Origin of the sequence: Fontibacillus panacisegetis (genome assembly GCF_900102215.1) — a bacterium.
Classification (GTDB): domain Bacteria; phylum Bacillota; class Bacilli; order Paenibacillales; family Paenibacillaceae; genus Fontibacillus; species Fontibacillus panacisegetis.
Genome location: NZ_FNBG01000010.1, coordinates 1 through 25,679 on the forward strand (window position 1 = coordinate 1; position 25,679 = coordinate 25,679).

Below are 25,679 nucleotides of genomic sequence, written 5' to 3' on the forward strand. Positions count from 1 at the left end.
GTGCCCTTCTATGATTTCCACTCCCTTGTACTTACATAATCGTTTGAAGATTTCAATTAAGTCTTTCCTCACTTGATTATAGATCTCTTTCCGTCTATACTTCGGGGTGAATACAATGTGGTATTTGCACATCCACTTGGTGTGCGCTAGACTATAGTTCTTGTTTGCCATCTATGACCATTCCTTTCCATTGAGCCTGAACATCTCAATTCTATCGGAATGGTCTTGTTGGTCAAACCCTCGTTCCCTCCACCCGCATAGCGGGTGGTTTTTTGTTTCGCACGCTTCGCGAGCTCAACTGGCTAAAGCCTAAATAAAAAAAGCCGCCAAAAGGCGGCCTGCGATTGTCAGTTCAATCGTGGTAATTTGACAATTCGAATCCTACTTGGATTCGATTAATCTCACCAAGTCGTCCATGATTTTAGTTCCAGCGATCTGACCATTGTACAGCCAACTGCTCGTGGAATCAAGGTCAAACACATTTCCATTCTTCACAGCCGGAATGTTTTTCCACAAAGCATCTTCCAAATTACCTGCCTGCCCTTTATCACTGTTCACCAGGAAAATATAGTCTGCATCCAGCTCAACCAACTTTTCGAGAGAAATCGGATTCCAGTTTGCAGTAGCTTCAGGCAATACTGCTAGGACATTAGGAGTCTTCATGCCCAAGTCACCATATAAAACAGCTCCGCTTGCAACTTCACCGTTAACAACGTAGAAGTTTTTAGACACAAGCCAAATAATGGCAGCTTTTTTATCTCCAATTTTTGCCTCAACTTTAGTTTTTGTGTCCGCTACCTTCTGTTCATACTCCTTCAAAGCTGCGTCAGCCTTGTCAGTCGCATTCAGCAGCTCACCCATAGTAGTGAGTGTTTTACGCCAGTCAGCTGAGATTGCGTCACCAACTACATAGGTTGGAGCGATTTTTGAATATTGCTCATACAACCCATTCTGAACAGTGGCTTCACTAGTAATAAGAATAAGGTCTGGATTAAAGCTGGCCACTGTTTCCGGTGGAAGATCATAAGAAATCGTCGGGATACCGGACAATTGATCCTGCAAGTAATCCTGAATACCATTAGCAACTGACCATTGAGCTACTGGTTTATGTCCTAGCACGAGCAATGGGTCTTCTAAATAACTAGCAATGATCCGCTGCGGGTTAGCAGGAATTGTCACTTCATGTCCCATTGCATCCGTTACAACCTTCTCAGTTGCTGTTTGCTCTCCTGCCTGATTTTCAGCCTTAGTCTGCTCTTCCTGAACTACGTTTGAAGAGGTATTCTCTTTATTTTGCTCTCCTCCACAGGCGGTCAGCATTAATGCAAAGACCATCATAATCATAAGGCTTATCGACCATTTACTAGCATGTCGTTTCTGTAATTTCTTCATCTTGTTTCCCTCCATTAATTGTCACAGCGAAGCTCAATGTGTATGTATGCCAATCATCATATCCTTGTAAGCATGAAGATTTGATGTGATTAGTGCAACAATTGTATGATAATGATAATTATTATCAATGTCAAGGAAAACAACTTCACTCGCATAGCGAAAAAAAGAGGCTCTCCCAAAAGTTATCCTAAGTAAACTTTGAGGGATGCTTCTTGTTTAGCAGTGGAAAGACAAGATATCAGGAAGAGGATGCAAAAATACAGTTTTTTTAAAGTAGCCATGAAAGGATGAACAAAAGCGTGCAAAAATGCAGCAATATGGTTCAGAATAGACTAGTTTGAAGAGAATCCTTAGAGAAAGCCTGCACATTTGCAGCAATTTAGAGCATTTAGTAGATTTACATGATCAAAACCTGCACATTTGCAGGAATTGCAGCAATTCTGCGTCATGACACTATTACACATGAGATACGGTCATAGCATATGGCGGGATCAAGCGGTGCAGAGATCGTCTTCCTTGCACCGCTATTTCTAGTTTTGACAGTAAACCTACTTTTGGGACAGCCTCTTAAAGTCACCTACCGACTCTGAATCGCATCCATTTGCACTTTATGATGTGCATCATGATCAATAAATTCCTGGATTATATAAATCAAGCTATATGGAGTTCCTGTATACGGACAATGACTTACTCCATTAGTGGTCGTAGGCTTATCGATAATTTCTAATGAATTCAACAATAACTGTGACAAATCATTTCTCGTATTTCTAAATTCATCTAATAACTGATCTTTAGTTACACTCCGGGCGTATTCATATGCAGTTTTATTAAATGAATCGAATTCCGGGAATACTATGCCTTCATTATTGGCTACCGCAGGGATCGCACTGGATATCAGGTTAAGATCCCAGTACAACAAATGACCGATAATCTCTGCTATTGTCGCCTTACCTTCTGAAAGAGAACAATTCCATGATGAATCACTAAAGCTATAATCAACCCAGTAGTTCTTGTATGTATCAATGATGTTCAGAATTTCCTCATTACTATTTGACATGTTATGGGCCTCCAATTATTTTTTCTTATATATTACCATATACCCGCACAAATAGGAACAAGTGTTCTCGGACGATTCTATATTTTATTTATTTGTTTAATTTTCCAAACACTAATGACAAGCGCACAGGTAAAAATGATAACAATAGGTAAAATGGAGGAAAATTCGAATTTGCGATTGCACAAATTAATGAATCCCCAAGTTGCAGGAAATATCATTCCTATATATTCCAGAGTTTTCGACAGCATGTTTACAGGAAACATAATTCCCGACAGCATAGTAAGCTTTGAATGGCTTTTAACAAATACGCCTAGAAAAGTTCCAATCATTGTACAAGCTGCTATGAAAATGACGAGCATCACGATGTAAGGAGTTAAACTTTGAGGAGTTGAAGCATCGAAGGCTAATGGAGCTGTAATTAGTATAATTATGCTTATCAGAAACAAATGGACAACTCCGGAGATAAAATTGTTTACAGCGACAGTCCATAAGGGTATGTTCCCGATTCGAAACGCTTTTTTCATTTCACTACCATATAGCTCTACCAGTGGTGCAGGAGTTCATAACAGAGTCCCCATACTAACCCCGAATACGGTCATCGACTGGATCAACGTTTGCTTGGCAAGCGGATCGATCGAAGTGAAAATCCCGCCCATAAAGGCAAAGAACACAAGAGGAACCACGTAATACGTCAAAACTACATTTTTATTGCGAAAATCAAGCTTCCATTGTAAAAAAGCCCCATATGCAAAAGCCTTCATTGTCCATCCTCCTTTGCAATATCCAGAAACTGCTGCTCCAGACTGGAGTGCTCGATCTTAATATCGTAAATGCGAATACAATGGGCTTTGGCATACTTAGCCAGCTCGCCAACCAATAAATAATCTTTGATTATCAACAAATGTTCACCTCCATGCGATCATTATATGTGACGTTAGGTCACAAGCAATAACGAAAAACAAAAAAAACTGACAGCCAAAAGGCTATCAGCTATTTATCATTTTGTTTCAACTATTATACCTGCCAAGGATACGAACATGATGTCCCAACGTCTCCAGAATTGTTTTTGCTTTATGAATCATCATTTCACTACAATTATTGTTGGCCTCCAAAAAAAATCGGTAGCACCCTAATTGATGCGCCGTTGGTCGAGATTCAATCCAAGACAAATTAATGTTAAGGGCAGTAACCACATTCAATATAGCAGACAACACTCCTGGTTGCTCCTGATCTGGGGTAATGACAAACATCGTTTTCTTAAAATCCCCATCTGTGTTCATATGTTCACTAATAATGATAAATCGTGTCTGATTATTCGGATTGTCTTGAATATTCCTATCGATAATATCTAAATTCAATAAAGATGCCAATGATTCAGAGCCAATTGCTGCCACATCTAATCTTCCACTGCTCTTTAAAGTTTGGGCGGCTGAAGCCGAGCTATCAAACTGCAGGCTCTTAACACTCCGTTGTCTTATGTATTTCCTGCATTGAGTAAGTATCGGAGAGATTGACCATACCTCATGTACTGAGGAGAGCTTACATTCCTTGTTAGCTAGAAGGTGCAAGGCAACCGGAAGAGTGAATTCTCCTTCGATCATCAGCCCTTCACAGGACACTAAGGTATCTATCGTCATGTTAATCGTACCTTCGATAGTGTTTTCTAGTGGAACGATGGCTTTTTCTACTCTACCTTCCCCAACCGCATCAATAACGTCAGGAATAGTATCGTACATGAAAAACTCCACTTCATCGTGATTAAAGTATCGTTTGGCCGCTTCCTCAGAAAATGTACCTTTGGGGCCAAGATAAGCTACTTTCATGGAATTATATCTCCTTGGATTTGTTTTGTTCTTTATTGTAGCCGTTAATAAATTCAGTATATATCATCTTTCTGTATGACTCATCCCAATATAAACTGTGGCCAGCCTTTACGATATGGATTTCTGAGTTACTTAACTTAGAGCTTAACCACTTGGCACCTTCGAGTGGAGCAGAATCATCATCTTCACCATGCCAAATACTGATTGGAGCATTGACTTGAGCAAAGTTAATGTCCCAGGGTTCCGTTATCATTCTAGTTTCTATCACACTTTCCTTTACACCCTGTCGAAATGCTTCTATCAGTTGAACATCGTTCACCTTTTTTGAGCGAACATTCATTGCTTTATAAAGTAAACTCAGGATTGCAGGACAGGATTTGCTTAAAGTGAAACCCATTCTATTTATTCTATTCATTTTCTTTTTGTGATTTGACATGTTTATCCAAGCGGGTGAAGAAATTAAGAAGACTCCTCGTAATTTCTCTGGAATCATCTCAGCACAAGCTAATGCATAAGGAGCACCTCCAGATATACCAGCAACCCCAAATTTATCGATTTGCAAATGAGAAGCAAGTTCTAATAAATCTAATGGCCAATCCCTGAATGTTCTATTTTTCTGCTTATCCGATAAACCATAACCTGGACGATCAACACTAATCATTCGCAAGTTCAAATCTATTGCTACATCATCTTCAATCTCAAATAATAACCGTGAGCCAGGTGATCCATGGAAAACAAAAAGAGGTAGCCCATCCGAAACACCATATTCGGCGTAACCCAAACGTCTTTTATCTTTCAAAATAATAACTTTGCTCCTGTCTCGAGTCATTGTTCTCTCCTTCTCTGATATTTTTGTTTAATACGAATCGATTTGTTTAAGTGCACAAAATTATGTCTGGTAGCTGGCATAAGCACCAACCCTGCTTTAGTTTTCTTTCCCCAATAGTCCAGTAACCAGCTTTCTTCTTTTTTAACAGCACCTTGATCCTCGAGTTTTTGGAGTTTAGCAGGGTCTACTGCTTCCTTTAATTGCCCGGGTATCATCGAGCTTATGATCTCACGTGTCTTGCGTCCCACCTCTAGTCGATAAGATAACAGTGCATCAATATCTATCCTGGAGCTTAATTCTCCTACTTCTTCCTCAGACATCCCGTTACCGGAATGCATAAAATCTACTTTAAGTTGATTATACCAATCTCCTGAAAAGAGGATTTGATCACCGTTATGTACAAGAGTATTCATAGTCATATCCTCAATCCGGGTAGTATGCCATAAATGCCAAACTATAGAATTTTTTGTCCCCGGGGTTTTAACAGGATATTTTCGAAGTGCTTCTTCAGTTATGTCATTGAATAGTTCGTCCTCTAAGGTAATAAGCTGCGAATAAGTCATTTGGGATGAAAATAATAACGCATGTAGATGAAGAAACAATTCTACTGCACTTTCATGTAAATCCGGATTCAGGATACAATTGCTCAATTTCTTATGATTCTCACTCCATAGTTTCCTTTGAAATGATTCCATCCAGTATCATCCTCATAAATTTTTTCTATTCAATGACCCACACTAATTTAATCCTACCAAGTATTAGTGACCTTCCTTTTACGCATTAATGCATAAACCAGATATACCCCATATATCAGATACAATATATTTAAAATAGATACTACTAGCAGTTCTTTGTCTACATTATCCGGGTTAGTCATTAGTGCAAGAGCATCATACAAAAAATGAAAAGCGATGAGCGGGATGATGTTTTGTGTCAATTCTATAAGAAGAGCAAGAATGATTCCTATCAGAAACGCATTGATAACTTGAGATACAGTTTGTAAGATGTCTTCTCCGTTAAACGCATTCGCCATATGAAGAATACCAAAAAATATAGATGAAAAAACGATGTAAAAAACAGGTCCCTTAATTTGCAGTCGTTCCTTGATGATCCCTCTGAATACCGATTCTTCTGTATAACCTACAAAAAGAGAGAAAATCACAATAATACAAACCTCTGTTAGGGAGATCTCTAAGTTAAACCCACCGAATAAAGGCTGTATCCACGCAATAATAAGAAGCGGAATATAGTATAGTGCTTTTCTTTCTCTACGCCCATCGAGTTTTTTGAATCCAAATTGTTCAAGTGATCGGTCTCTCTTCATCATATACACAGTCACAATCACAGCCATAATAAAAAATGCTACCCCTTGGGCAATCATGATGCCAGTATCATTTAGTTCCATAATCGATGCAACTGTTGATGCTACAACAACCAATAAAGTAAGAACTATTCCCAGCATGATCGAAAATAATATGGGTCGTCCTTTTTTTTCATTGCTTTCCACTGATTCAGCTCCCTTTCCTCAAATGCGATAATTATTCTTAAGCTCTTCATCCGTCCAATTACTCATTTCCAGCAATGTTAAGTATGGATCGCCCTCAAGCTGTAAAAGGTTTGCGAAAGCAGGCTCTGTTTTTAACCCTTCTCTCTTTAATTTGATAATCTGTTCTTTAAACTGCTTTCCAAAAAGCTTCAGCATTCGATCTTCAATTATCATATGTATAAATCCATTTTGCTCATGAGTTGGTTTGTTCTGACCAAAAATTTCAATGGGCCAACCTTCAATCGTAAAGTTGATTTTGACTCGTTCTATGCCTTCAACTACTCTTCGAATGAATGAGAAATCGGCTAGATGTTTAAAATGTGCCTTTACTGCTTTCTCAAACTTTTCAAAGTTTCTAACTTCACAAATAATATCAAGATCGCTTGATTGAATGTGAACCCCAATAGGAACTGTACCAACTAAAATTGGACTATAGTCTTGAAGTAGCTCTAGCAGCTTATGTTTTTTTAACAACTGATAAACTTCCATTTGCGTTGGAGTTCCTGATTTAAGATACTCTATATTCTTCCATTCATCGATCATGCTCGTTATCTCCTTGTTGCAAAATATTACATATCCTCATTGTTAAACTCTTTAAGCTTTATTAGTTCCTTCTTTCCTCTGTTTCCTTTAGTCGTTACAACCTTTCCATTCTCATCCGTTATTTTGATAATATAATCCCCAGTAAGTAAGTTATAATCCTCCTCATCAGCAGACGCAGTCATCGTATGATGCGAACCCGTTGTCGCTCCAATCAAATACCAATCATTATCCTGAAATCTGAATCTATATTTGTTATACCATCTCCAGTTGCTTCCACCATAATCGCTATACAGAACCGATCCTCTATCAATAGTCAGACTATCAAAAGGATCTCCCCAAGCTCCTCCCTCATCGGCCGTCAAGACTACATGTTCTGCAACGATGGAAAGAGAATACGTATTCTCTTCCGTACCAAAAGCAATCAATATTGCACGCTGCGGTGCTTCTTCTGTATCCGATGAAGTTTCTTCAATGATAGCAGCAATATCAATAATCCCGTCTTTATTTAAATCTCCTTCTGCTGTTGCCGGTTCTCCTTTTACGATCTCAAACAAACGCCAGCCAGATGGAATTATAGAAGTTATGTCTTTTGGTTTCTGTGGTTTTTCTTCTTTTGCTGGAATTATCTCATCAGTAACTGTTTTAATATCCAACTCATTTTTACTTTCACTCTCTTTATTGTATACGTTTGAAGTATTATCGATACTTTTATTGCAACCCGTTAAGGTAATAGATAATAAGATTAATAAGATTATTTTTTTCATGATATGATCCCTCTGCAAAAGTTTTCCTTACAAGCCTACTCCCTATTGAATTATGCTTTATTCAAACATTGAAACAACTGTACCTTCGTTTATATCTACAGTCAACCAGTCAATTGTATCCGTCCCGCCGGATCCAGGGTTATACACATGATAAACAAGATTTTCATTATCTTCGTGGTCAAATTCAACTAAGGTTAGGTCTTCAACATAACCATTTTTACTTAAATATGTACTTGCATATGTTTTTGCAAGCGCAAGCCCTTGTTCCTGTTCTGTAGTTAATTCAACAATTTCATTTTCCGGTAAATCGTCGCCCTCCAGACAATTTCCCCCGAGTAATTCACAAACGATTTCTTGCGTAAATGGATTCACGTGATACCACTCCATCACACTGGTTGTAGCTTTACTGGATTGTGTTACTATGTAATTTCCATCCTCATCAGTTTCATATAGATTTAAGGATGAAATTTTTAATGCTTCCTTGCCTAGCTTGGACTCCACTAGCTGTAAGGCTTCCTCTTCACTCAGCATAGCAGGCTCATTTTGTGTGCTAACTTCGGATTCTGGCTGTAACTCATATTTTGTTGGAAGTTTTGACGGAAAGTCAGTTATTGAAGAACTAACAGAACAACCAACTACCGCTAGATAAGATATAATTATAATGATTGCTTTCATAATATTGGTCCATTGCATCTAAATAACATCTCCAATAATTCACTTGATCGAATAGTATATTCGACCATCCGTTACACCCAAGAAATATACCCTGATTTTCGCAAGATAGTTTCTGCCATTATATTAATTCCTTCAATTCGTTGCTCTAAGCTAAAATATTTTAACTCCAATCCTTCATCATCTTGGATCTCGGGTATACCCATCGTGTCCTTAGTTTCATAGACTACAAGCGCGTTATATACTTCATCCCCATGAGGGTATTGATAGTACATATCCTTACCAGATAATAAGGTGATATATTGCAAGTCGTTTGTCCTTAGTCCCGCTTCCTCATAAAGCTCTCTATGGGCAGCCTCCTCAAAGGTCTCCGCTAATTCCAGTGCACCTCCAATAGTTCCCCAATCTCCTGAATCTGAACGTCAGCCTTTATTATTCCCACCATTCAAAACTATAGTTGATGCACTTTCTTTGGTTATTGGTTTCAATCTATTCCATAAATGCAAGCAAGCATAGATCAGCCCATAAATAATAAAAACATCAAAGAAATAATAAAGTAATTGAATGCCTACCCCCTGAATAAACCATTCAGTACTTTGATACTGTATAAAAAACCTGAATGGAAAACCATATTCGATTCGAGAAGCACCCTCCGTTGGAACTTTACCTGGAATCAAAATGATCGTTAACAGAGCTAGCCAAAACGAGATATTAAATATTATTATCCTTTTTTTCATCATATCTCCCTTTCTCCAAAAAGTAGCTAGACATACTGCAATAACTCTCTTATATCCATTAAATCTGCACTCGGAAAAACACCCATACTATTCATTTTTAAAATATCCCCGTGATATGAAATAAACTGGATTCCAGCTTCTGCTGATGCCTTTCCATCGATCCAGGAGTCTCCGACCGAAATCCAATCTTTTGACGAAGTTGAGTTATATCGGTTCAAAATATATTGAAAACCGTCAGGCAACGGCTTTAATGCTCCAACCATTTCTCTGCCAACGATACAATCAAAATAATCATAAATATTATTATCTTTTAGTGCAGCTTCTGCTGCTTCAAGTGCGTTATTGGTCACAACGACCAATCGATACTTTCCCTTCAATTGTTCAAGCAACTCAATAACTCCGGACTCAAGCTTAGCATTTTGCATCCCTGACACTTCATATTTCTTTGGAATCGCCCACAATTCCTCAAGCAGTTCCTCCGTCAGTTGGTTAGTTCTAACAGCTTCCTCAATAAGAGTTGAAGTTGTGTGATTCGTCAGATTAAGCTCTACAGGAAGTAATCCTCGGGTAACAAGAAAATGGAAGGTTTCCTTCTTCATCCCGATAAAATCAATTTTGGAGCACAATAATGTATTATCCATATCAAAAATAATTCCTGTAATCTTATTCATAAGCATCACCTCTTTACAACAATATACCGAAGCAAATATTCTTTACTCCGATTGTCATTGTAAGTTAATGTTTCACAGGTAGTTCCTGTTTCAATCACTTGCAGCCCTTCAAAATGTTCGATCAAATCTTCTTCAGTAAAAAAATGAGCGTACTTCCCCTCAACATACCCAAATGTACCTTCTTCTAATTTGCCGCCTACTCCATTGTTACGATCCTCATCTGAAAAACATGTAAAATACATTAACCCTTCTTCATTAAGCTGTTGAATACAATTATGTATCAATCTTTGTCTATCCTCTTGTAAAAATAAATGCAAGACATCATAGCAATAGATTGCATCATACTTTTTATCCCCTGCTAACTGTTCTAACACTGAGCCCTGAATAAATTGACTCTTAGGGTCCCATTTTATTGCCATACTAATAGCATCAGTAGATAACTCAATTCCATCAACTCGAAAAAATGAGGACAAAGCTTTTGTATTTCTTCCATAACCCGAACCCGGCACTAGAACAGTTCTAATAGTATGCTTAGAATTCTGAAACAACTCTAAAGCGTGGTAGGCAGTTTTACTGGGAGCTTCTCCCCAAATCATTCCTTCATTACTAAATCTATCATCCCAATATGTACTCAAATTACTCATCCCCATCAGTCCTATTCATCTTGAATCTCATTCAATGTATAAATGATGTTAAGCTGCTCATAATCCTCTTTACTAAATATCAACTCAGGGATCTTATCCAACCATTCTACTTCTGTTCCTATATATTCTTCATAAACACATGATTCATCATATCTGCTAGTGTCTACACCGATCCGTTTCCATTTCACAAGCTTCTCACTAACTTCGACCTCTGCAACAATTAAAGTACAGGCTAAATCACAATCATCCGGACACATTAATATAGGTAAAATATGAATTCCTTGACTAGTATTAAAACGTCTTTGAACTAAATATGCTTCTTTTCTTAATATCATCCAATCCACGATGGTTGGAATGAGTCCTAAAAAGAATCGGTCTGGATATTGCTCATCTATAATCTTGTCTAAGGAAATCCCATCAACTAATATGATTGGGTGCTCTGCTTTAACGTATTTACTCTCCATGTATACTACATTTAGTTGGTTAATGATAGGACACATCCTGTACTTGGATTAGAATTCCTTAAGATTATTACAAAAATATGTAATACCCCAGCCAAAGATAGCTCTTATCATGACTGGGGCACTAGGAACTAGTTGCTAACTAGGCTATCAATAACAGGATATGAAATTAAGTTCCTATCTCTGCAGGTTGAAGTAATAGCATCGAAATGAGTGCTTAATATTCCTTTTTGTAATATTACTGGTTTAAAGCCTCTTTCAATTGCTCCATTGTAAGTGAATAATACGCAGTGTTCTGCTGCAAACCCTGAAATAATCACTAATTCAACTTCATGATTCTGCAGTAACTGCTCTAAGTCAGTTTTCCAAAAAGCGTTCGAATACTCCTTCTTGATCACAGCATCTCCTTCATCAATCTGAATCTCTGTGATAAAGTTATACAGATCACTGTTAGCTTCCTGATTATCCATACCTTCAATGTCCTGAATATGTACAACCAGATGACCGTTAGAGCGAAGGGAGTAAGCAACATAATTGATATATTCGCAAGCTTGATCTACCGTCTTCTTCTCAACTTGATCCTGTAAAAATATCTTTTGCATATCTATTATTAAAAAGCCTATTCTCATCAAGAGCCTCCTATTTTTGTGTATCATTATGATCTACTTTATAATAAATAATATCTGGCTTCCATCAGATATGGAAGAAAAAAATGAAATCCGAGAGAAGTTCTGGAAAGGATATTCTATGAATAAATGGCTTAAAGCACTCTTATTTCTTGTAGGTGCAGCTTTTCTAACTAGGTTGATTCCATTCTCTAACTGGTTTCGTATACTGGATACAATGATTCATGAGCTTGGGCATGCCGTGATGACGCTCCTGATGTCCGGCAGCGTACTCCGCATTGAGCTAAATCCGGATCACAGCGGTGTTACCTATTCCATGCTATCCGCAGGTTGGAGTCAGGTTGCGGTATCCCTATCAGGTTATATATCAGCTTCTTTGTTTGCGATTGCCCTGTTTTATGGCTATCACAAGCAAAAACAAACGATAGGTCTTGTGATCATCAGTATACTCGCCATAACCATGATCATCTTTTTTGTACGCTCAGGTTATGGACTATGGTGGCTCATCATTTTTATTATTGTGAATTTGCTGTTTTATTTTATCGGTGGACGAATTCAAAATTTCTATTATTTACTGCTGTCTTTTCTGTGTCTGGAGGAGTCGGTCATGGGACCAATCACACTGCTGCTCAGATCCTTCACCCATCCAGATCATGCAGGAGATGCCACAAATCTGGCCAATACAACGATGATACCCGCTTTTGCATGGGCACTGCTGTTTGTTGCCATTTCTTTTTGGTGTGGGAAGGCAGCACTGCAGTTGTATTGGAAGGACAGGAATCCAGTCCGACAGTCAAAGGAAAATAGTCAGTAAAAAGTAAAGTGCATCTGATTCAGAACTACCTGTCTCTGAAAAAGATGCACTTTCTATTTCTACTACTGGTTAGTTATTAAAATTAAATTCTACGATCGGATTGCTGGCATTAACGGTAAAGCTATGATTTTGACCTGATTCCCAAACCACATTGTTGCTGCCATCCTTCTTAATTGCCTTGAACTCGATAGTTGCTCCTGCAGGAAGATTAATCGTTAATGTCCATGTCGGATAGTTCGTACTTGAGGCAGGACCAACTGCATTCTGAGGACTCCAATTGCCCAGTTCAGCAATGTTACCCGTTATATAAATATTTTGCCCCACATTAGTAGTTGCATTTTGAATATTAAAAGTTACAGGAACGAGCGTGTTATTTTGTTCAGGAGCTGTATTAGAAACTACACCATCTTTGACCCATGAGTTAGCTGTAACCAGGTAACCAGCCTGACTTGCTCCAGGTGTCTGTTGGCCGTTGCTATTGAAAATAACGTTAGCTTTATCCCAACCTGAGATTGTATAGGAGTACCATCCATTTCCTTCATCTTGCATAGCTGTTCCAGGCCATGCTGCATTTTCCTTCTTAGGTGATACTGATTCATCGTAGAAGTAAATGTTTGGTGTTCCCCAATTGTCGGGTTTATAAAAATGAACCGTAAATGATTCCGTATTCGGCAGTTGCTTCGTAAAGGAGTAAGTCTTTGTTGTATTGGTTCCTGAATTTGATGCCGTAACATTCAAGGTGTATGTACTGCCGTCCGCATCCCCTGCACCGATTGTAATCTTTGTACCGGATGTGAAACTAACAGGAGCTGCACCATTTAATGTATACGTCGCATTATTGGCTCCTTGATAACTAATTGTAACGTCCAGACTATCGCTGTTAAACGTACCCTCAGGTTTATCAATGGAAATCGTAGGTATCGTGACATCTGGATTGTTAGGGTAAATTGTACCGTCTTTAATCCACTTTTCACCGGACACTTGATAACCAGGCTGACTAGCACCAGGAGCTTGATTGCCATTGGAGTTGAATATAATTTTTGCTTTGCTCCATCCTGCTATAGTAGCTGAATACCAGCCATTGCCCTCATTCTGCATAGCTGTTCCGGGCCATGCTTTTCCAATCGTTGTCGGAGTTACACTATCGTCGTAATAATAAATATTCGGGGTTCCCCAGCTTGAAGGCTTATAGTAATGAATAATTAATGCAGCGTTAGGGTCCGACTTTGTAAATGTGTACGTTTTTGTGGTTTGACCCGCTGTAACTTTTAACAGGAATGTAGTTCCATATGCGGCGCCAGCTCCAAGAGTAACAGTAGAACCTGAACTAAATGATGTTGGAGATCCATTGTTCAGGGTATAGGATGCATTGCTTGCACCTGTATAATTGATTGTCACAGCCAAGGAATCACTATAGAATTCACCTTCTGACTGATTAATAGAAATCTCAGGTGCATTTGGTGCCGCTTCATACAGGACTGCGATTTTACCGCCACCGATATTTCCAGTTATTTTACCGTTAGATACTGTAAAAGTACCGCCACCAGTAGCCTTATTCGTATAAGTACCATTTGCTAGATTGGTATCGGAATTGATAGATGCATCTCCACCAAGATTAACCATCGTCATCCCTTTATTGCCGCGCTCTACAAGCATGATTTCATTACCTTGAGTTCTTAAATGCTCTCCTTGCCCAACCATTGCATTATGAAATTTGTTAACAGCCACAATATCTGCATCTTGCCACAGGTTGTTACCAGGAGTACCTAAGCTGCTTGCAAATTTCCCGCCGCCCGCAGGTCTATTAAAAAATAATGAAGTAGTCTGAGCACGGGAAGCGATGATCGCCCACCCCATTTTAATGTGCCAGTCGTTCATGTACGTTGATTCGTTGCCGTCATTTGCATAGCTATCATGGGATTCAACCCATGTTACTAATTTCGATGGATTTACACCATTCGCGTTGAAGTCTTTTGCATTATTCACATTTTTACTGCTATTAAAGCCTACTGAGTGTCTGATCGCATCTCCGTAGTATGAAGTTGTAAGGCCCATGTAATTCGCATATTTCGAGTAAGCATCTGCTCCACCTTGAAGAACTTCACCATAAATGTACAGATTCTGCTTATTATTCAATGAACCTAATACCCGCGGCCAGAAATTTGATCCTCCTGGATCATCCGGCAACTCAATATGCTTCGCTGCATCAAATCGGAAGCCGTCAGCACCTAAAGAAACAGCATCGTTTAAGAAACCAATAATCTTATCTTGCAATTCCTGATTGGATGTATTCAAATCAGGCAGACGAATTCCTAAATGAGTCACCGGCCATCTTTCATTCCAATTATCTACACCTCTGAATTCATGCCAGAAATTTGGATTGTTTCTGATCGAAGGATCAACATTGTATGCCGGAGTATACTCTAAATTCCCTCCACCAGCATTTGCTGTATGATTCGCAACGACATCCACAATGATGCTAATGCCGTATTTCTCTGCCTCTTCACATAACCGTTTAAATTGATCTCTGCTTCCAAGCTGTGCGTTACCGATGTCAAAATTGATAGGTTGGTATAATAGCCACCATTTGCTACCATCCATTGTGCCTTCTTTAGTTCCTTGGATAGGAGAAGTCTGGATGGATTTGTATCCTGCCGCCGCAATTGCTGGTATATTATTCGTTATGTTATCAAAAGACCAGTTCCATGCATGAAAAATAAGTCCATCTTTTGTATTTGCCGGAAGTCCATAATTTGTCGAACTTGCCAGCGTACTAACATCGCTGCTTATCGTAACGTCTGTACTCTCTTGTGCTGCTACTGAAATGCCTAACGTTTGCATTAACAAAGCTACGAACAGAACTATACTCCATAATCGTCTTGCCTTTCTCATTAATCAACTCTCCTTTTTCATTTTTAGAACAGACTTAATTAAATTGCCGTAAAAACAGGGTTAGAGTTGACACAAATAATATTCCATTGGTGCAGTAAGCGCTTTCTGAATACGCTTACATTATGCGGTAAAAATAATTCGATTTTTGTCGATCAATCTCTAGCCCCTATCACCGTTCGTACAAACGCTTGCACAGAACGGCAGGTTTTTACTTCAGCAATATTATGTCATCAGAAATTATTGATGTCAATTCATATTATTTTTTGTAAAACTTTGATACAATACTTTTTAAATCTCTTTTTCCCAATCATTAATATAATAGATAAAATAAGCCAATAGAGCTAGTACTAAGCTCTCTTGACTTATTCCTAATCACTATTAACCCGAATAATCGATTATTAAACTATGCTCTTGCTCTTTGTCTACGAGTCATGACGTCGAAGATAACAGCTAAGGCCAGCACACCGCCACGAATCATGTACTGATAAGATATTCCGACACCTAACAAATTCATACCGCTGGATAAAGATGCCATTACAATCGCGCCGATAATAGAGCCGGTAATTTTACCAACTCCCCCCGCTGCAGATACGCCGCCTACATAAGCTGCCGCAATCGCATCGAGTTCAAACAGTGTACCTGCTGTTGTTGTTGCAGATTGCAAACGGGACGTGAACAGAATCCCTGACAATGCGGAGAGCATTCCCATGGAACAAAATACGATGTAAGTAATTTTTTTGACACTGATCCCGCTTAAATGAGCTGCTTCCGGATTACTTCCGACTGCGTATATATGACGTCCTATTACAGTTGAAGTCGTCAAGAAATGGTAGATTACGACAACAATCATCACGATGACTACCGTCCACGAGAATCCATTATAGCCAGCCAAAATCCATGTGATATACGCAATAATCGCAGATATGAACGTTATTTTTAGAGCAAACATTCCACTTGAGATCACTTCAAAATTGTATTTAAGCTTGTTCCGTCTCTTAGAAATTTCAAAATAAATGAACAAGGCTATAATTACTACACCGATGATCATAGAGAGTAAATTCAGTTCACCAATCTTCGCGATAGCTGGGATGAATCCATTACCGATTGCGTTGAAATGCTCGTCTTTAACGATGATCGTACCTGTTTTTTCAGTTACACGAAGCAGTGCGCCTCTGAAAATCAACATTGCTGCCAAGGAAGCTACGAACGAAGGTATCCCCATTTGAGCAACCAGGAAACCGTTAAATAAACCAACGATGATACCTAGGACCAAAATAACTGGAATTGTAATATAGACGGGTACTCCTGCCTGAGTTAAGAGAATTGCCGCTATTGCTCCCAAAAATCCCGCCGCAAACCCTACAGACAAATCAATATGGCGTATAACTATGACTAACGTCATACCAACGGCCAATACTGCAATGTAACCTGTGGCATCGATCAAGTTGCTAATATTTCGGGATGACATAAACAATCCATCCGTCATAATTGAGAAGGTCAACATAATAATGAATAAAGCAATGTACATTCCATAATCACGAATATTGACGGAAATTAACGATTTTGCTTCCTTAAGTAGTTTCACCGGTATTCCTCCTATTGCGTTGCAAGCTTCATTATTTTTTCTTGATCCGCTTCATCTATAGGCAATTCACCTTTGATTTGTCCTTCAGCCATGACATAGATTCGGTCACTCATGCCTAACACTTCTGTCAATTCGGATGAAATCATGATGATGCTCATGCCTTCACTGATCAGTCTGTTCATAAGCGTATAAATTTCATATTTAGCACCAACGTCTATGCCCCGAGTAGGTTCATCCAATATGAGTAACTTGGGGTTAACAAATAACCATTTGCCCAAAGATACTTTCTGCTGGTTGCCCCCGCTTAGATTTCCGACCAGTTGCTCGACTGAAGGTGCTTTGATGTTAATAGACTGTTTATATTCATTGGAAATCTTGACTTCCTCATTGTTATTGATGACCCCTTGAGAAGAGATCGCATGAAGGTTAGCAACCGAGATGTTCTGCTTGATATCCTGAATCAAAAACAACCCGTCACCCTTACGGTCTTCTGTAACATAGGCAATACCATCGTTAATCGCTTCTTTAGGATTTTTGAACACTTTTTTGACTCCACCGGAAAATAATTCTCCTCGAAGCTTGTAGGATTTCGGATTGCCGAAAATACTTTGAGCCAGCTCCGTGCGCCCCGAGCCCATCAAGCCTGCGATCCCGACGATTTCACCTTTTTTCACATGCAGACTCACATCTTTAACGACATCACGCCCAAGCTTGGGATCAAATGCCGTCCAGTTTTTAATTTCCAGCACCGTGTTGCCGAACTCTTTTTTGTTCCGTTTTGGATAAATATCGTCAATTTCCCGACCGACCATGTTTTTAATAATGACGGCTTCCGAGATTTCATTCTTGGATGCATCTAATGTGCAAATCGTCTGTCCATCCCGTAAAACAGTCACCTGATCAGCTATAGCAATAACTTCTTTCAGCTTGTGCGAGATCATAATGCAAGTAATTCCTTGGTTTTTCAGCTCTCTGAGCAGTTGGAGCAAGTTTTCACTATCATCTTCGTTAAGGGCAGCTGTCGGTTCATCCAGAATAAGCAGCTTCACATCTTTGCTCAAAGCTTTGGCGATTTCTACGAGCTGCTGTTTACCTACACCTAGATCTTTGATCAGCACCTCGGGATTGACGTTAAGCTTCACTTTGTTCAGCATTTCCTGAGCTTTGATGATCGTCTGATTCCAATCGACCACAGAGCCTTTCTTCACTTCATTCCCCGCGAAAATATTCTCGTAAACGGTCAGATCAGGAAACAATGCGAGCTCTTGGTAAATGATCGCAATGCCTGTTTTGACACTGTCACTAATTTTACTAAAGCTTTGAACCTGACCTTCGTACACGATATCTCCTGAGTAAGTCCCATGCGGATATACGCCGCTAAGCACTTTCATTAGCGTAGATTTACCAGCGCCATTTTCACCGATCAGGCAATGAATTTCTCCCTTATTTACTTTAAAATTTACGTTGGAAAGAGCCTTTACACCCGTGAATTCCTTGGAAATATTATTCATCTCTAGAATGTATGGATTCATCATTTGATTACTCTCCTTACCAAACAAATCGTAGAATAACGGAAGTAGTGATAGAACCATCTACCACTACTTTCGTCCAAACTATGTTTAATTCAGACCTGTGAATTCTTTTGCTTCATAGTACCCGGAATCAATAAGCGATGACTTCACGTTCTCTTTGTTGACGACGATAACATCGGTTTGTTTTGCCTGTACATCATTTTTACCGTTGTTGTAGGACCCTGTAGTTTCAGGTGATTTTCCATCCAAAATAGAAACTGCCATCGCGATAGAATCTTTAACAAGGTTACGAACATCTTTAAATACAGTCATGGATTGCTTACCGTCAATGATATATTGAATGGATGCTTTTTCTGCATCTTGCCCGGTAACTTTGAAGCTGCTAACCGCACTATCCGAAGCGAATACGTCAGCGATTGAACGAGCAGTACCATCATTAGGAGCCAAAATAGCTACATCGCCTTTTTGATCCGCAGAAGCGGCAGTCAAGTGAGTTTGTGCCTTGTTCTTAGCTTCGCTAGCATCCCAGTTTGTAGTAACCTGGCTAATAATTTTACTTAGCTGATCACGAGACAACTCAGCGCTGTTCTGCAGAGCTACAGCCTCGCTGGAGTTCGCTATCTTGAAAGCACCTTCAGCGATTTTGGGTTGAAGCACCGACCAAGCGCCTTGGAAGAACAGAAATGCGTTATTGTCAGAAGCGGCGCCAGCGTAAAGATACAATGGTTGGCCATTTCCTTTAGCGTTATCTACTAAGTATTGAGCCTGCGCTTTACCTACAGCGACACTATCAAAAGTTACATAGTAATCAATTGCATCTGTGTTCGTAATCAAACGGTCGTAGGAAATAACTTTAACACCCGCTTTTTTAGCCGCTTCAACTGCAGCTGCTGCAGCGTCACCATCTTGAGGGCAGATAATAAGTACTTTAATACCTTTTGCGACCAATGCATCAACATTTTCTTTTTCTTTAGCGGAAGATCCTTGGCTGAACAAAATTTCTGTCGAGTACTTTGTTTCCTTCAAAGCGTCTCTAAATCTTTGCTCATCCTGCACCCATCTTGGCTCATCCTTAGTAGGCAAAACGATCCCCACATCAACCTTGCTGCTGCCGCCATTACACGCCGAGACTAAGGCTGCCAGCATCATTACTACGAGCAATAACGGAATCGCCTTCAAAGACCTTTTCATTTTGTAAAATCCTCCCCTTCATTAGGTAACATCCCTTTACAACACGATATTATCATTGGGGGTTCGCGCTCAGAATAGAAAATTCTGCTTTAAATCTTGAATATACTCACATGTATTAAATTCATGGAACGAGGGGCATAATTCACGGATCGGATAAAAAAGAGGTCGCCCGAAAGTAGGTTTACTAGCTTCATGAGACGGTTGGCCTGATAAAAAGACGTGTCAAAACTAGAAATAGCGGTGCAAGGAAGACAATCCCTGCACCGCTTGATCCCGCCACATTCCATGACTGTATCTCATGTGTAATAGTGTCATGATGCGGAATCCCTGAAATTCCTGCAAATGTGCAGGCTTTGTTTATGTAAAGTCTCAAAATGCCCTAAATTGCTGCAAATGTGCAGGCTTTCTCTTAGGATTCTCTTCAAACTAGTCCATTCTGAACCATATTCCTGCATTTTTGCAGGCTTTTGTCTCATCCTTTCATGGCTACTTTTTTAAAGCTGCATTTTCGCAGGCTTTTCCTGATATCTTGCCTTTCCACTGCTAAACAAGAAGTGTCCCTCAAAAACTTCGGTCGGAGATACAGGATCTATCGGTGCTGTTGATTGTGAAGCAGCAACTCCGGTTACTTTTACGTCCTTGGCAGTAAAGCTTTCTGCCTTTTGTACAGATACTCTTGCCTGGCTATTCACTCTAATAAATGATGAATCCGTATGGTCATGATTAATAAAACTGGACGTTATAACATCTGCTCGAAATACTCCATTAGTGTAATTAAGTTTATTAGGCTCAGCTATAATGACCGTACCCTTGGAAGACACAATGGCAAATGACATATGGTTTCTTTTAGGCATAGGTGTTGTGATGCATTTGATCAAGGTTTTGCCACTCGTATTGTTTAATGTATCCGTATCCCATTTAAACTCCGCTTTTTTCGTTTTCGACTCGTTTGTTGCTGCTGAAGAAGTTGCCTTGGAAGTGCTGGTATTGGATTCGGTCCCATTCCCCGATGGCTTGTATTGTGTTTCGTTATTTCCTTGTGAGCAGGCTTGAAGTGAAGACGCAAATACGATCAACAAACAGATTTTTATAAGCAGTGAATTTCTTTTCATTTCCTGCTCCCCTTTACTACCAAGCTAAGTTATTGAAGATAAAAACATTCTGTTTCCTTCATATTCTCCAACTCCTGTTTATCCAAAAGCAAGGAATTCTCTTTTTTGAGCTCTTTGATACTCAAGGCGTCAAGAATATATTTACTAGCATCCGTATTGTATTCGGAAGGCAAAATAATTGAAGGATGTAATTGTTGAATAACTTTCAAAGTAGTATCCTTCTTCAAGTTGTATTCTGCAACATCTTTAAAACCTGCAATAAGGACGTCAACCTCACCTAGCTGCTCCAGTTGTTCCTTCGTAAGTTCAAGTTGACCCAATGCTCCCAAATAAGCGATGCGCAAATTGTCTATCTCATACAAGTAAATCACCTCGGTAGGTGAATCCACATTTATCGGTTCAGTATTAGCCGAAGCTGCAATTCCTGTTACTTTCACATCTTTAATAGAGAAGCTTTCCGCAGTTTTCATTGATAACCTTGCCTCCGGGTTAGCTTTCTGAATCCCCGGGTCCGTATGATCATGATAAGTAACACTTGAAGTAATAACATCGACATGAAAAACCCCGTTTTCGTAATTGAGAAGATCGGGTTCTGCTAAAATAACCGTTCCCTTGGCTGATACAATGGCAAATGACATATGATTACCTCTAGGTTTAGGTATGGTAACCGATTTAATTAGGGTCTTGCCTGTAGTATTTTTCAATTTCTCCGTATCCCACTTCAATCCGTCATTTTTAGGCTTTGAGTCAGTCTTGCTTGACTCATCTGTATTTTTTTTCGCTTGCGTTACAGTTACTTCCTTCGACTCCTGCTTAGTGATTTGTGCCGTATTCTCTTTAGAACACGCTTGCAATACAACAATAATAACAACCCACATCCAAATTCTCAGAAGCTTTCCCTGTTTGTTCATGTTCTTCCCCCCAATTTTTGTAAGCTTTATAGATATTGTAGTTTCAAAAAAAATGTTCGAACACAGAGAAATGGAAGTGAAAAGCTGAAAATCAGAAATACTTGTGATAAAAAGAACAATAAAAAAAGTCTGCCTAAAAACAGCAGACTCCATGGGTTTCCTATATATTTTTTTTCAACATCCAGCAAAATTGCGTTCTATACTCAGACGGAGTATATCCCGAATATTTACGGAAATTACGAATAAAGTGTGCACTATCCTGAAAACCCACCATTTGCATAATTTCACTAATTAGTAAAGTAGTGTTCCTCAGCATAGATGCCGCCATCTGCATTCGAATGGAATTCAGATACGACATCATCGTATGCCCGACAGCTTGCTTGAACTCAATGTTTAAGGTTGTTTTATTTGTGTGAAAAGTTCTCGTAATGTCTTCTACTTTAATTTTCTGACGATAATGTGTATGAAGAAATTGGACGATTGGCTTGATTTCATCATTTGTCCAAGAATCTACTGTATTAGTACCTTTATATGATTGGTCATATACTCTGCGTACAAGCGACAATAACTCAAACATATAAGAACGACTTCTACAAGGCCATGATTGGTCAGGCTGCTCGGTCAATTGCTCATGGATTTCAGTCATTATTTGCGATAAATGCCTGGCATAAATCGGATCAATAGGAATACAGCTTGATCTATCTCTAAATGAACTCATGAACCATAGATCCTGCAAATCCGTCTCCGTCAATTCCTGCCTTTCTTCCTCATCAAAAAATAAAGGAAATTCATACTTTCGATTTACGATCTGAGGATGGAAGTATACTGACTTTGCTTTGATTTCTGCCCCGGACAGAGGGATTAGTGCATCATTTTCGCTTAAGTAAATCACGGACGGAGCCGTAACGGAATAACATTGCCCTCCAATTTGCAGCGCTCCCCCTTCTTCATCTATTAGAATAAATCGATATCTTGTCTTAAGCGGCTCCGACTGTACAATTTCGTCTTGATCAATGACCTGTATAAGATGATGGTATCCTGGATAGAAATCTCTCCCAATCGTAGTCCACTTCACTATAAGCTCACCTCCGAAACTAAATAAATCAAAGACACCATGGAACGCCAACTGTATGATTCGTCCAGTCAGAAGTCCATAGCATTTGTATTATTGTCGTTTATAGGACACTAGCGTTCCACAATATTCACATTTTACAGGTTGATTTGGTAGTACAGTTGCCTTTGAACCACAGCCCGAGCACTCCACAGAAACCGGTTCATTTGTCTCCTTAGTTTCATTCATTGCTTTTGATTCATTACCATTCACATATTGGTTTTGATCTCCAAAGTTAAAGTTGATGACATTAACATGTTCCTTTGTACCCGATGAATTATTTGAGTTAGTAGTATAGAGATTAATAGTCTTCATTCCATCTGAAGATGATGAGGAATTTGGTGTTGGCGGAACCGCAGCAGCTTCCTTGAAAGTACTCGAATACATACGGATACCCACTGTTAGTAAAATAGCTCCTGGAATTAAGAACAGAACCGCTATAAAAATAAATGTACCTATTTTCATATTTTCCGTAAGCGCCACAAAGAGAATTAGAAAAAATAGCAATAAAAATATTGAAAAAACGATCAACAAAGCGGAAAGTACTTTTTTCATTTGTGTTATGAAACCTCCTATGCCAAGTCTCTCTATTTATTATTTCGAAATCAATACCTGTTCATTTCGTGCAGCAAGACGATCCTGAATATCATTTATGTATTGGATGATCACAGTTTTTGCAATTTCATGATCACTTGATAATGCCGCAGTAATTTCAATATCCAATGTGCTTATACTATTCATGATCTGTTGATTCATGTACAAGAGTGAATCTGGAGTAACGGGATCACTATAGTGAACTTTTTCAATAAGTCGGGCAATCAGGACATTAAGCTCTTCCATTTGTGAAGAATGGACGGATTTCATTTTTATTTGTACCTGCTTTAAAGCAGATTCAATCTCATAAAGCTGTGCGATATGAAATTTCGTATTTTGTTCGTGCTTCCCGTTGTAACGAATAAATAATATTAATAACCCACAAAGAATAATTGCAGTAACAAGAGTCACAATATGAACAGATACATACAATCCCAAGGCAAAATGAGCGATCCCCCTAAAAAATGAATACAAAATTACGGCCAACCAATAGAGAACAACGACAACCCCGATGGCCATATAACCAGGAACCGATTTCTTAACATCATCCACATGGCCAATCACAAAAATACTATAATACCAAATAGCTGTCTCGGCAATAAGTATCGCAATAAGGGATACCCAGAAGGACGAAAACACTAAGGAGTCGCCCAGCAATGTAAAAAATATCATCATTGTCGTAATCAATGCGATCACGTAAATACTTGTTACAATTTTTATTCCGCTGTGCTTAAAAGTCATTTCGCACTCCCTTCAAGAAGATTACTTCCACACTCAAGACAAAACTTCTGATTTGGTTTTACTTCATGCCCGCAATTTTTACATTTTTGAACCAAATCCTCACCACAATTACCACAAAATTTAGTATCGCCCATGACTTGCTGACCACATTTTGGACACTGCCGTGGTAAAGCTTCTTTGCAGACTACACATACTTGACTATCTTCAGCATTATCTGCTCCACATTTTGGACATGAATGATATTTATCTCCACAATTAGCACAGAATTTTGAGCCCGGCTGTAGAGGTGATCCACACGAGTTACAAGCTACTAGTTTTGCTGTTGGTGGAGTAACCTTAGGTGGTTCTGCTAACGATCCACCACATCTGCTACAAAATATCGATGCCGCAGGATTCTCATGCTGACAATTTGTGCAAATAAGAGATTGAGTCGTACCGTTAGTGTTCATTACCTTAGAAAATTGAGACATTTCGCTAGCGAAAGTCCCTCCCATCCCGTATGCCATAGCAAACCCTAGACCTGCACCCATCGTACCCGCCTGCGCGCTTCCTTCATTTTTAGCAGCACCTTCCAATGTATCAAATGTGCGCTCTTGCTGATAGTTATAGCCGATAATATCCATCTCAGCCTTACGAGCCAAAGCTTCTCTTAATCTCTTTACAGACTGATCATCTTCTGGCAAATTCACATTGTGGATATACAAGTTTAGGATTTTTATACCGTATTCCTCAAACTCGGGAGCAATTAATTGTTCAAAGTGTTTGGACATTTCAGGAATAAAAGCATTTATTTCAAGCACGCTAATTTTTTTATGTACTAAATAAGAGGTGAGCATAGAATTAATGTTCATTCTAATAAGGCCACGGAAATATTCGGCTAATCTTTCTTGATCAAATACAGGCAATGTGCCAACAAGCTTGAGTAGAAACTTGCGAGAATCTTCAATTTGAATGCCAAATTGTCCGTATGCTCTAACTGGCACGATAATATTATATTTTGGATCCTGCAGTTGTATAGGACTGGCTGTTCCCCATTTGATATCCAATGCACTGATTTTGTTGACATACCAAACCTCGGCAGCAAACGGAGAATCTCCCCCAAAAGGCAAATTAATTAGGTTATTCAATATCGGAATGTTGGGCGTACTTAAGGCATGACGTCCAGCACCATATAAATCAAGAGCTTTTCCATCCTTGAAGAGAATCGCTTCTTGAGATTGATTAACGATAAGTTGTGTCCATGTTCCTAATTCATTTTCCGGATGCTTCCATGCAAATACGTCAGGTGAGCCATCGTACTTAATTACATCTATGATAGCCATTTCTAAATCCTCACTTTATGAATAATTTGTCCTACTTAATTCTACATCCCCTACTAATATCCTGCTTTTGGAATTTCGTAAAATGGAGGGTCAAGTCATTGGATAGGTA

At 39.1% G+C, this 25,679-nt stretch carries 28 protein-coding genes and 1 pseudogene; 1 reads left to right on the forward strand and 28 read right to left on the reverse strand.

Annotated features, from left to right (window positions below; translation table 11 throughout):
• From BLS49_RS10120 to BLS49_RS10200, 18 genes and pseudogenes are all read right to left on the reverse strand, one after another.
• Positions 1–171 (reverse strand): transposase (locus BLS49_RS10120; RefSeq protein WP_175471367.1); only part of this gene is annotated, 171 nt, incomplete at its 3' end.
• A gap of 210 nt (positions 172–381) precedes the next feature.
• Positions 382–1,392, reverse strand: a complete 1,011-nt coding sequence (locus BLS49_RS10125) for an iron-hydroxamate ABC transporter substrate-binding protein (RefSeq protein ID WP_175471368.1) — start codon at positions 1,390–1,392, stop codon at positions 382–384.
• A gap of 577 nt (positions 1,393–1,969) precedes the next feature.
• Positions 1,970–2,449, reverse strand: a complete 480-nt coding sequence (locus tag BLS49_RS10130; RefSeq protein ID WP_091229300.1) for a DinB family protein — start codon at positions 2,447–2,449, stop codon at positions 1,970–1,972.
• Positions 2,450–3,009: 560 nt separating this feature from the next.
• Positions 3,010–3,210, reverse strand: coding sequence for a hypothetical protein (locus tag BLS49_RS25005; protein WP_217640050.1), 201 nt, complete (start codon positions 3,208–3,210; stop codon positions 3,010–3,012).
• The gene (locus tag BLS49_RS24800; protein ID WP_175471369.1) at positions 3,207–3,350 is read right to left on the reverse strand and encodes a hypothetical protein; all 144 of its coding nucleotides are present in this window, start codon (positions 3,348–3,350) and stop codon (positions 3,207–3,209) included. Before BLS49_RS24800 ends, BLS49_RS25005 begins: the two co-directional genes overlap by 4 nt.
• 106 nt (positions 3,351–3,456) lie before the next feature.
• Positions 3,457–4,272, reverse strand: coding sequence for a prephenate dehydratase (gene pheA / locus BLS49_RS10140; protein ID WP_091229303.1), 816 nt, complete (start codon positions 4,270–4,272; stop codon positions 3,457–3,459).
• A 4-nt stretch (positions 4,273–4,276) separates the two neighbouring features.
• Entirely contained in the window at positions 4,277–5,101 is an 825-nt protein-coding gene (locus BLS49_RS10145; protein WP_091229306.1) for an alpha/beta fold hydrolase, read from the reverse strand.
• Positions 5,098–5,796: a DinB family protein gene (locus BLS49_RS10150; protein WP_091229308.1), complete on the reverse strand. Its 699-nt coding sequence runs from the start codon at positions 5,794–5,796 to the stop codon at positions 5,098–5,100. Before BLS49_RS10150 ends, BLS49_RS10145 begins: the two co-directional genes overlap by 4 nt.
• Positions 5,797–5,849: 53 nt before the next feature.
• Positions 5,850–6,608: a CPBP family intramembrane glutamic endopeptidase gene (locus BLS49_RS10155; protein WP_091229310.1), complete on the reverse strand. Its 759-nt coding sequence runs from the start codon at positions 6,606–6,608 to the stop codon at positions 5,850–5,852.
• Between the two features lie 18 nt (positions 6,609–6,626).
• Positions 6,627–7,190 (reverse strand): DUF4269 domain-containing protein, encoded by a 564-nt coding sequence (locus tag BLS49_RS10160; RefSeq protein WP_245742329.1) that lies wholly within the window; start codon positions 7,188–7,190, stop codon positions 6,627–6,629.
• A 26-nt stretch (positions 7,191–7,216) separates the two neighbouring features.
• Positions 7,217–7,954, reverse strand: coding sequence for a lipoprotein (locus BLS49_RS10165; RefSeq protein WP_091229313.1), 738 nt, complete (start codon positions 7,952–7,954; stop codon positions 7,217–7,219).
• A 57-nt stretch (positions 7,955–8,011) separates the two neighbouring features.
• A complete protein-coding gene (locus BLS49_RS10170) occupies positions 8,012–8,647 on the reverse strand; it encodes a hypothetical protein (protein ID WP_091229315.1) in 636 nt (211 codons plus the stop codon).
• Between the two features lie 53 nt (positions 8,648–8,700).
• Positions 8,701–9,027: pseudogene (locus BLS49_RS10175) on the reverse strand (NUDIX domain-containing protein); the annotation flags it as partial.
• Between the two features lie 21 nt (positions 9,028–9,048).
• Positions 9,049–9,366: a hypothetical protein gene (locus BLS49_RS10180; RefSeq protein WP_245742330.1), complete on the reverse strand. Its 318-nt coding sequence runs from the start codon at positions 9,364–9,366 to the stop codon at positions 9,049–9,051.
• Between the two features lie 23 nt (positions 9,367–9,389).
• A complete protein-coding gene (locus BLS49_RS10185) occupies positions 9,390–10,034 on the reverse strand; it encodes an HAD family hydrolase (protein WP_245742331.1) in 645 nt (214 codons plus the stop codon).
• Between the two features lie 5 nt (positions 10,035–10,039).
• On the reverse strand, positions 10,040–10,678 hold the full coding sequence (locus tag BLS49_RS10190) for a class I SAM-dependent methyltransferase (RefSeq protein WP_245742332.1): 639 nt from the start codon (positions 10,676–10,678) through the stop codon (positions 10,040–10,042).
• An 11-nt stretch (positions 10,679–10,689) separates the two neighbouring features.
• Positions 10,690–11,142, reverse strand: coding sequence for a hypothetical protein (locus tag BLS49_RS10195; RefSeq protein WP_091229321.1), 453 nt, complete (start codon positions 11,140–11,142; stop codon positions 10,690–10,692).
• A gap of 128 nt (positions 11,143–11,270) precedes the next feature.
• The gene (locus BLS49_RS10200; RefSeq protein ID WP_091229324.1) at positions 11,271–11,768 is read right to left on the reverse strand and encodes a cysteine hydrolase family protein; all 498 of its coding nucleotides are present in this window, start codon (positions 11,766–11,768) and stop codon (positions 11,271–11,273) included.
• A gap of 118 nt (positions 11,769–11,886) precedes the next feature.
• Here BLS49_RS10200 and BLS49_RS10205 point away from each other — a divergent pair, with 118 nt between their 5' ends.
• Positions 11,887–12,579, forward strand: coding sequence for a M50 family metallopeptidase (locus tag BLS49_RS10205; protein ID WP_091229681.1), 693 nt, complete (start codon positions 11,887–11,889; stop codon positions 12,577–12,579).
• 69 nt (positions 12,580–12,648) lie between these two features.
• Here the strand turns inward: BLS49_RS10205 and BLS49_RS10210 are convergent, their stop codons facing one another.
• The 10 genes from BLS49_RS10210 to BLS49_RS10255 all read right to left on the reverse strand — a co-directional run bounded on the left by BLS49_RS10210 (position 12,649) and on the right by BLS49_RS10255 (position 25,570).
• Complete coding sequence (locus BLS49_RS10210) at positions 12,649–15,471, reverse strand: starch-binding protein (protein ID WP_091229325.1); 2,823 nt, start codon at positions 15,469–15,471, stop codon at positions 12,649–12,651.
• A gap of 403 nt (positions 15,472–15,874) precedes the next feature.
• Positions 15,875–16,999, reverse strand: coding sequence for a sugar ABC transporter permease (locus tag BLS49_RS10215; RefSeq protein ID WP_425432139.1), 1,125 nt, complete (start codon positions 16,997–16,999; stop codon positions 15,875–15,877).
• 68 nt (positions 17,000–17,067) lie between these two features.
• On the reverse strand, positions 17,068–18,588 hold the full coding sequence (locus BLS49_RS10220) for a sugar ABC transporter ATP-binding protein (protein WP_091229684.1): 1,521 nt from the start codon (positions 18,586–18,588) through the stop codon (positions 17,068–17,070).
• 87 nt (positions 18,589–18,675) lie between these two features.
• Positions 18,676–19,779 (reverse strand): sugar ABC transporter substrate-binding protein, encoded by a 1,104-nt coding sequence (locus BLS49_RS10225; RefSeq protein WP_091229330.1) that lies wholly within the window; start codon positions 19,777–19,779, stop codon positions 18,676–18,678.
• Positions 19,780–20,273: 494 nt separating this feature from the next.
• On the reverse strand, positions 20,274–20,891 hold the full coding sequence (locus BLS49_RS10230; RefSeq protein ID WP_091229332.1) for an MBL fold metallo-hydrolase: 618 nt from the start codon (positions 20,889–20,891) through the stop codon (positions 20,274–20,276).
• A 29-nt stretch (positions 20,892–20,920) separates the two neighbouring features.
• Entirely contained in the window at positions 20,921–21,802 is an 882-nt protein-coding gene (locus BLS49_RS10235; protein ID WP_175471371.1) for an MBL fold metallo-hydrolase, read from the reverse strand.
• Positions 21,803–21,962: 160 nt separating this feature from the next.
• Positions 21,963–22,877, reverse strand: coding sequence for a helix-turn-helix transcriptional regulator (locus tag BLS49_RS10240; RefSeq protein WP_091229336.1), 915 nt, complete (start codon positions 22,875–22,877; stop codon positions 21,963–21,965).
• Positions 22,878–22,967: 90 nt separating this feature from the next.
• On the reverse strand, positions 22,968–23,468 hold the full coding sequence (locus BLS49_RS10245; RefSeq protein WP_091229338.1) for a hypothetical protein: 501 nt from the start codon (positions 23,466–23,468) through the stop codon (positions 22,968–22,970).
• Between the two features lie 39 nt (positions 23,469–23,507).
• Complete coding sequence (locus BLS49_RS10250; protein WP_091229341.1) at positions 23,508–24,248, reverse strand: hypothetical protein; 741 nt, start codon at positions 24,246–24,248, stop codon at positions 23,508–23,510.
• Positions 24,245–25,570, reverse strand: coding sequence for an SPFH domain-containing protein (locus BLS49_RS10255; RefSeq protein ID WP_091229344.1), 1,326 nt, complete (start codon positions 25,568–25,570; stop codon positions 24,245–24,247). The genes BLS49_RS10250 and BLS49_RS10255 overlap by 4 nt, the downstream gene beginning before the upstream one ends.
• Between the last annotated feature and the right edge of the window lie 109 nt (positions 25,571–25,679).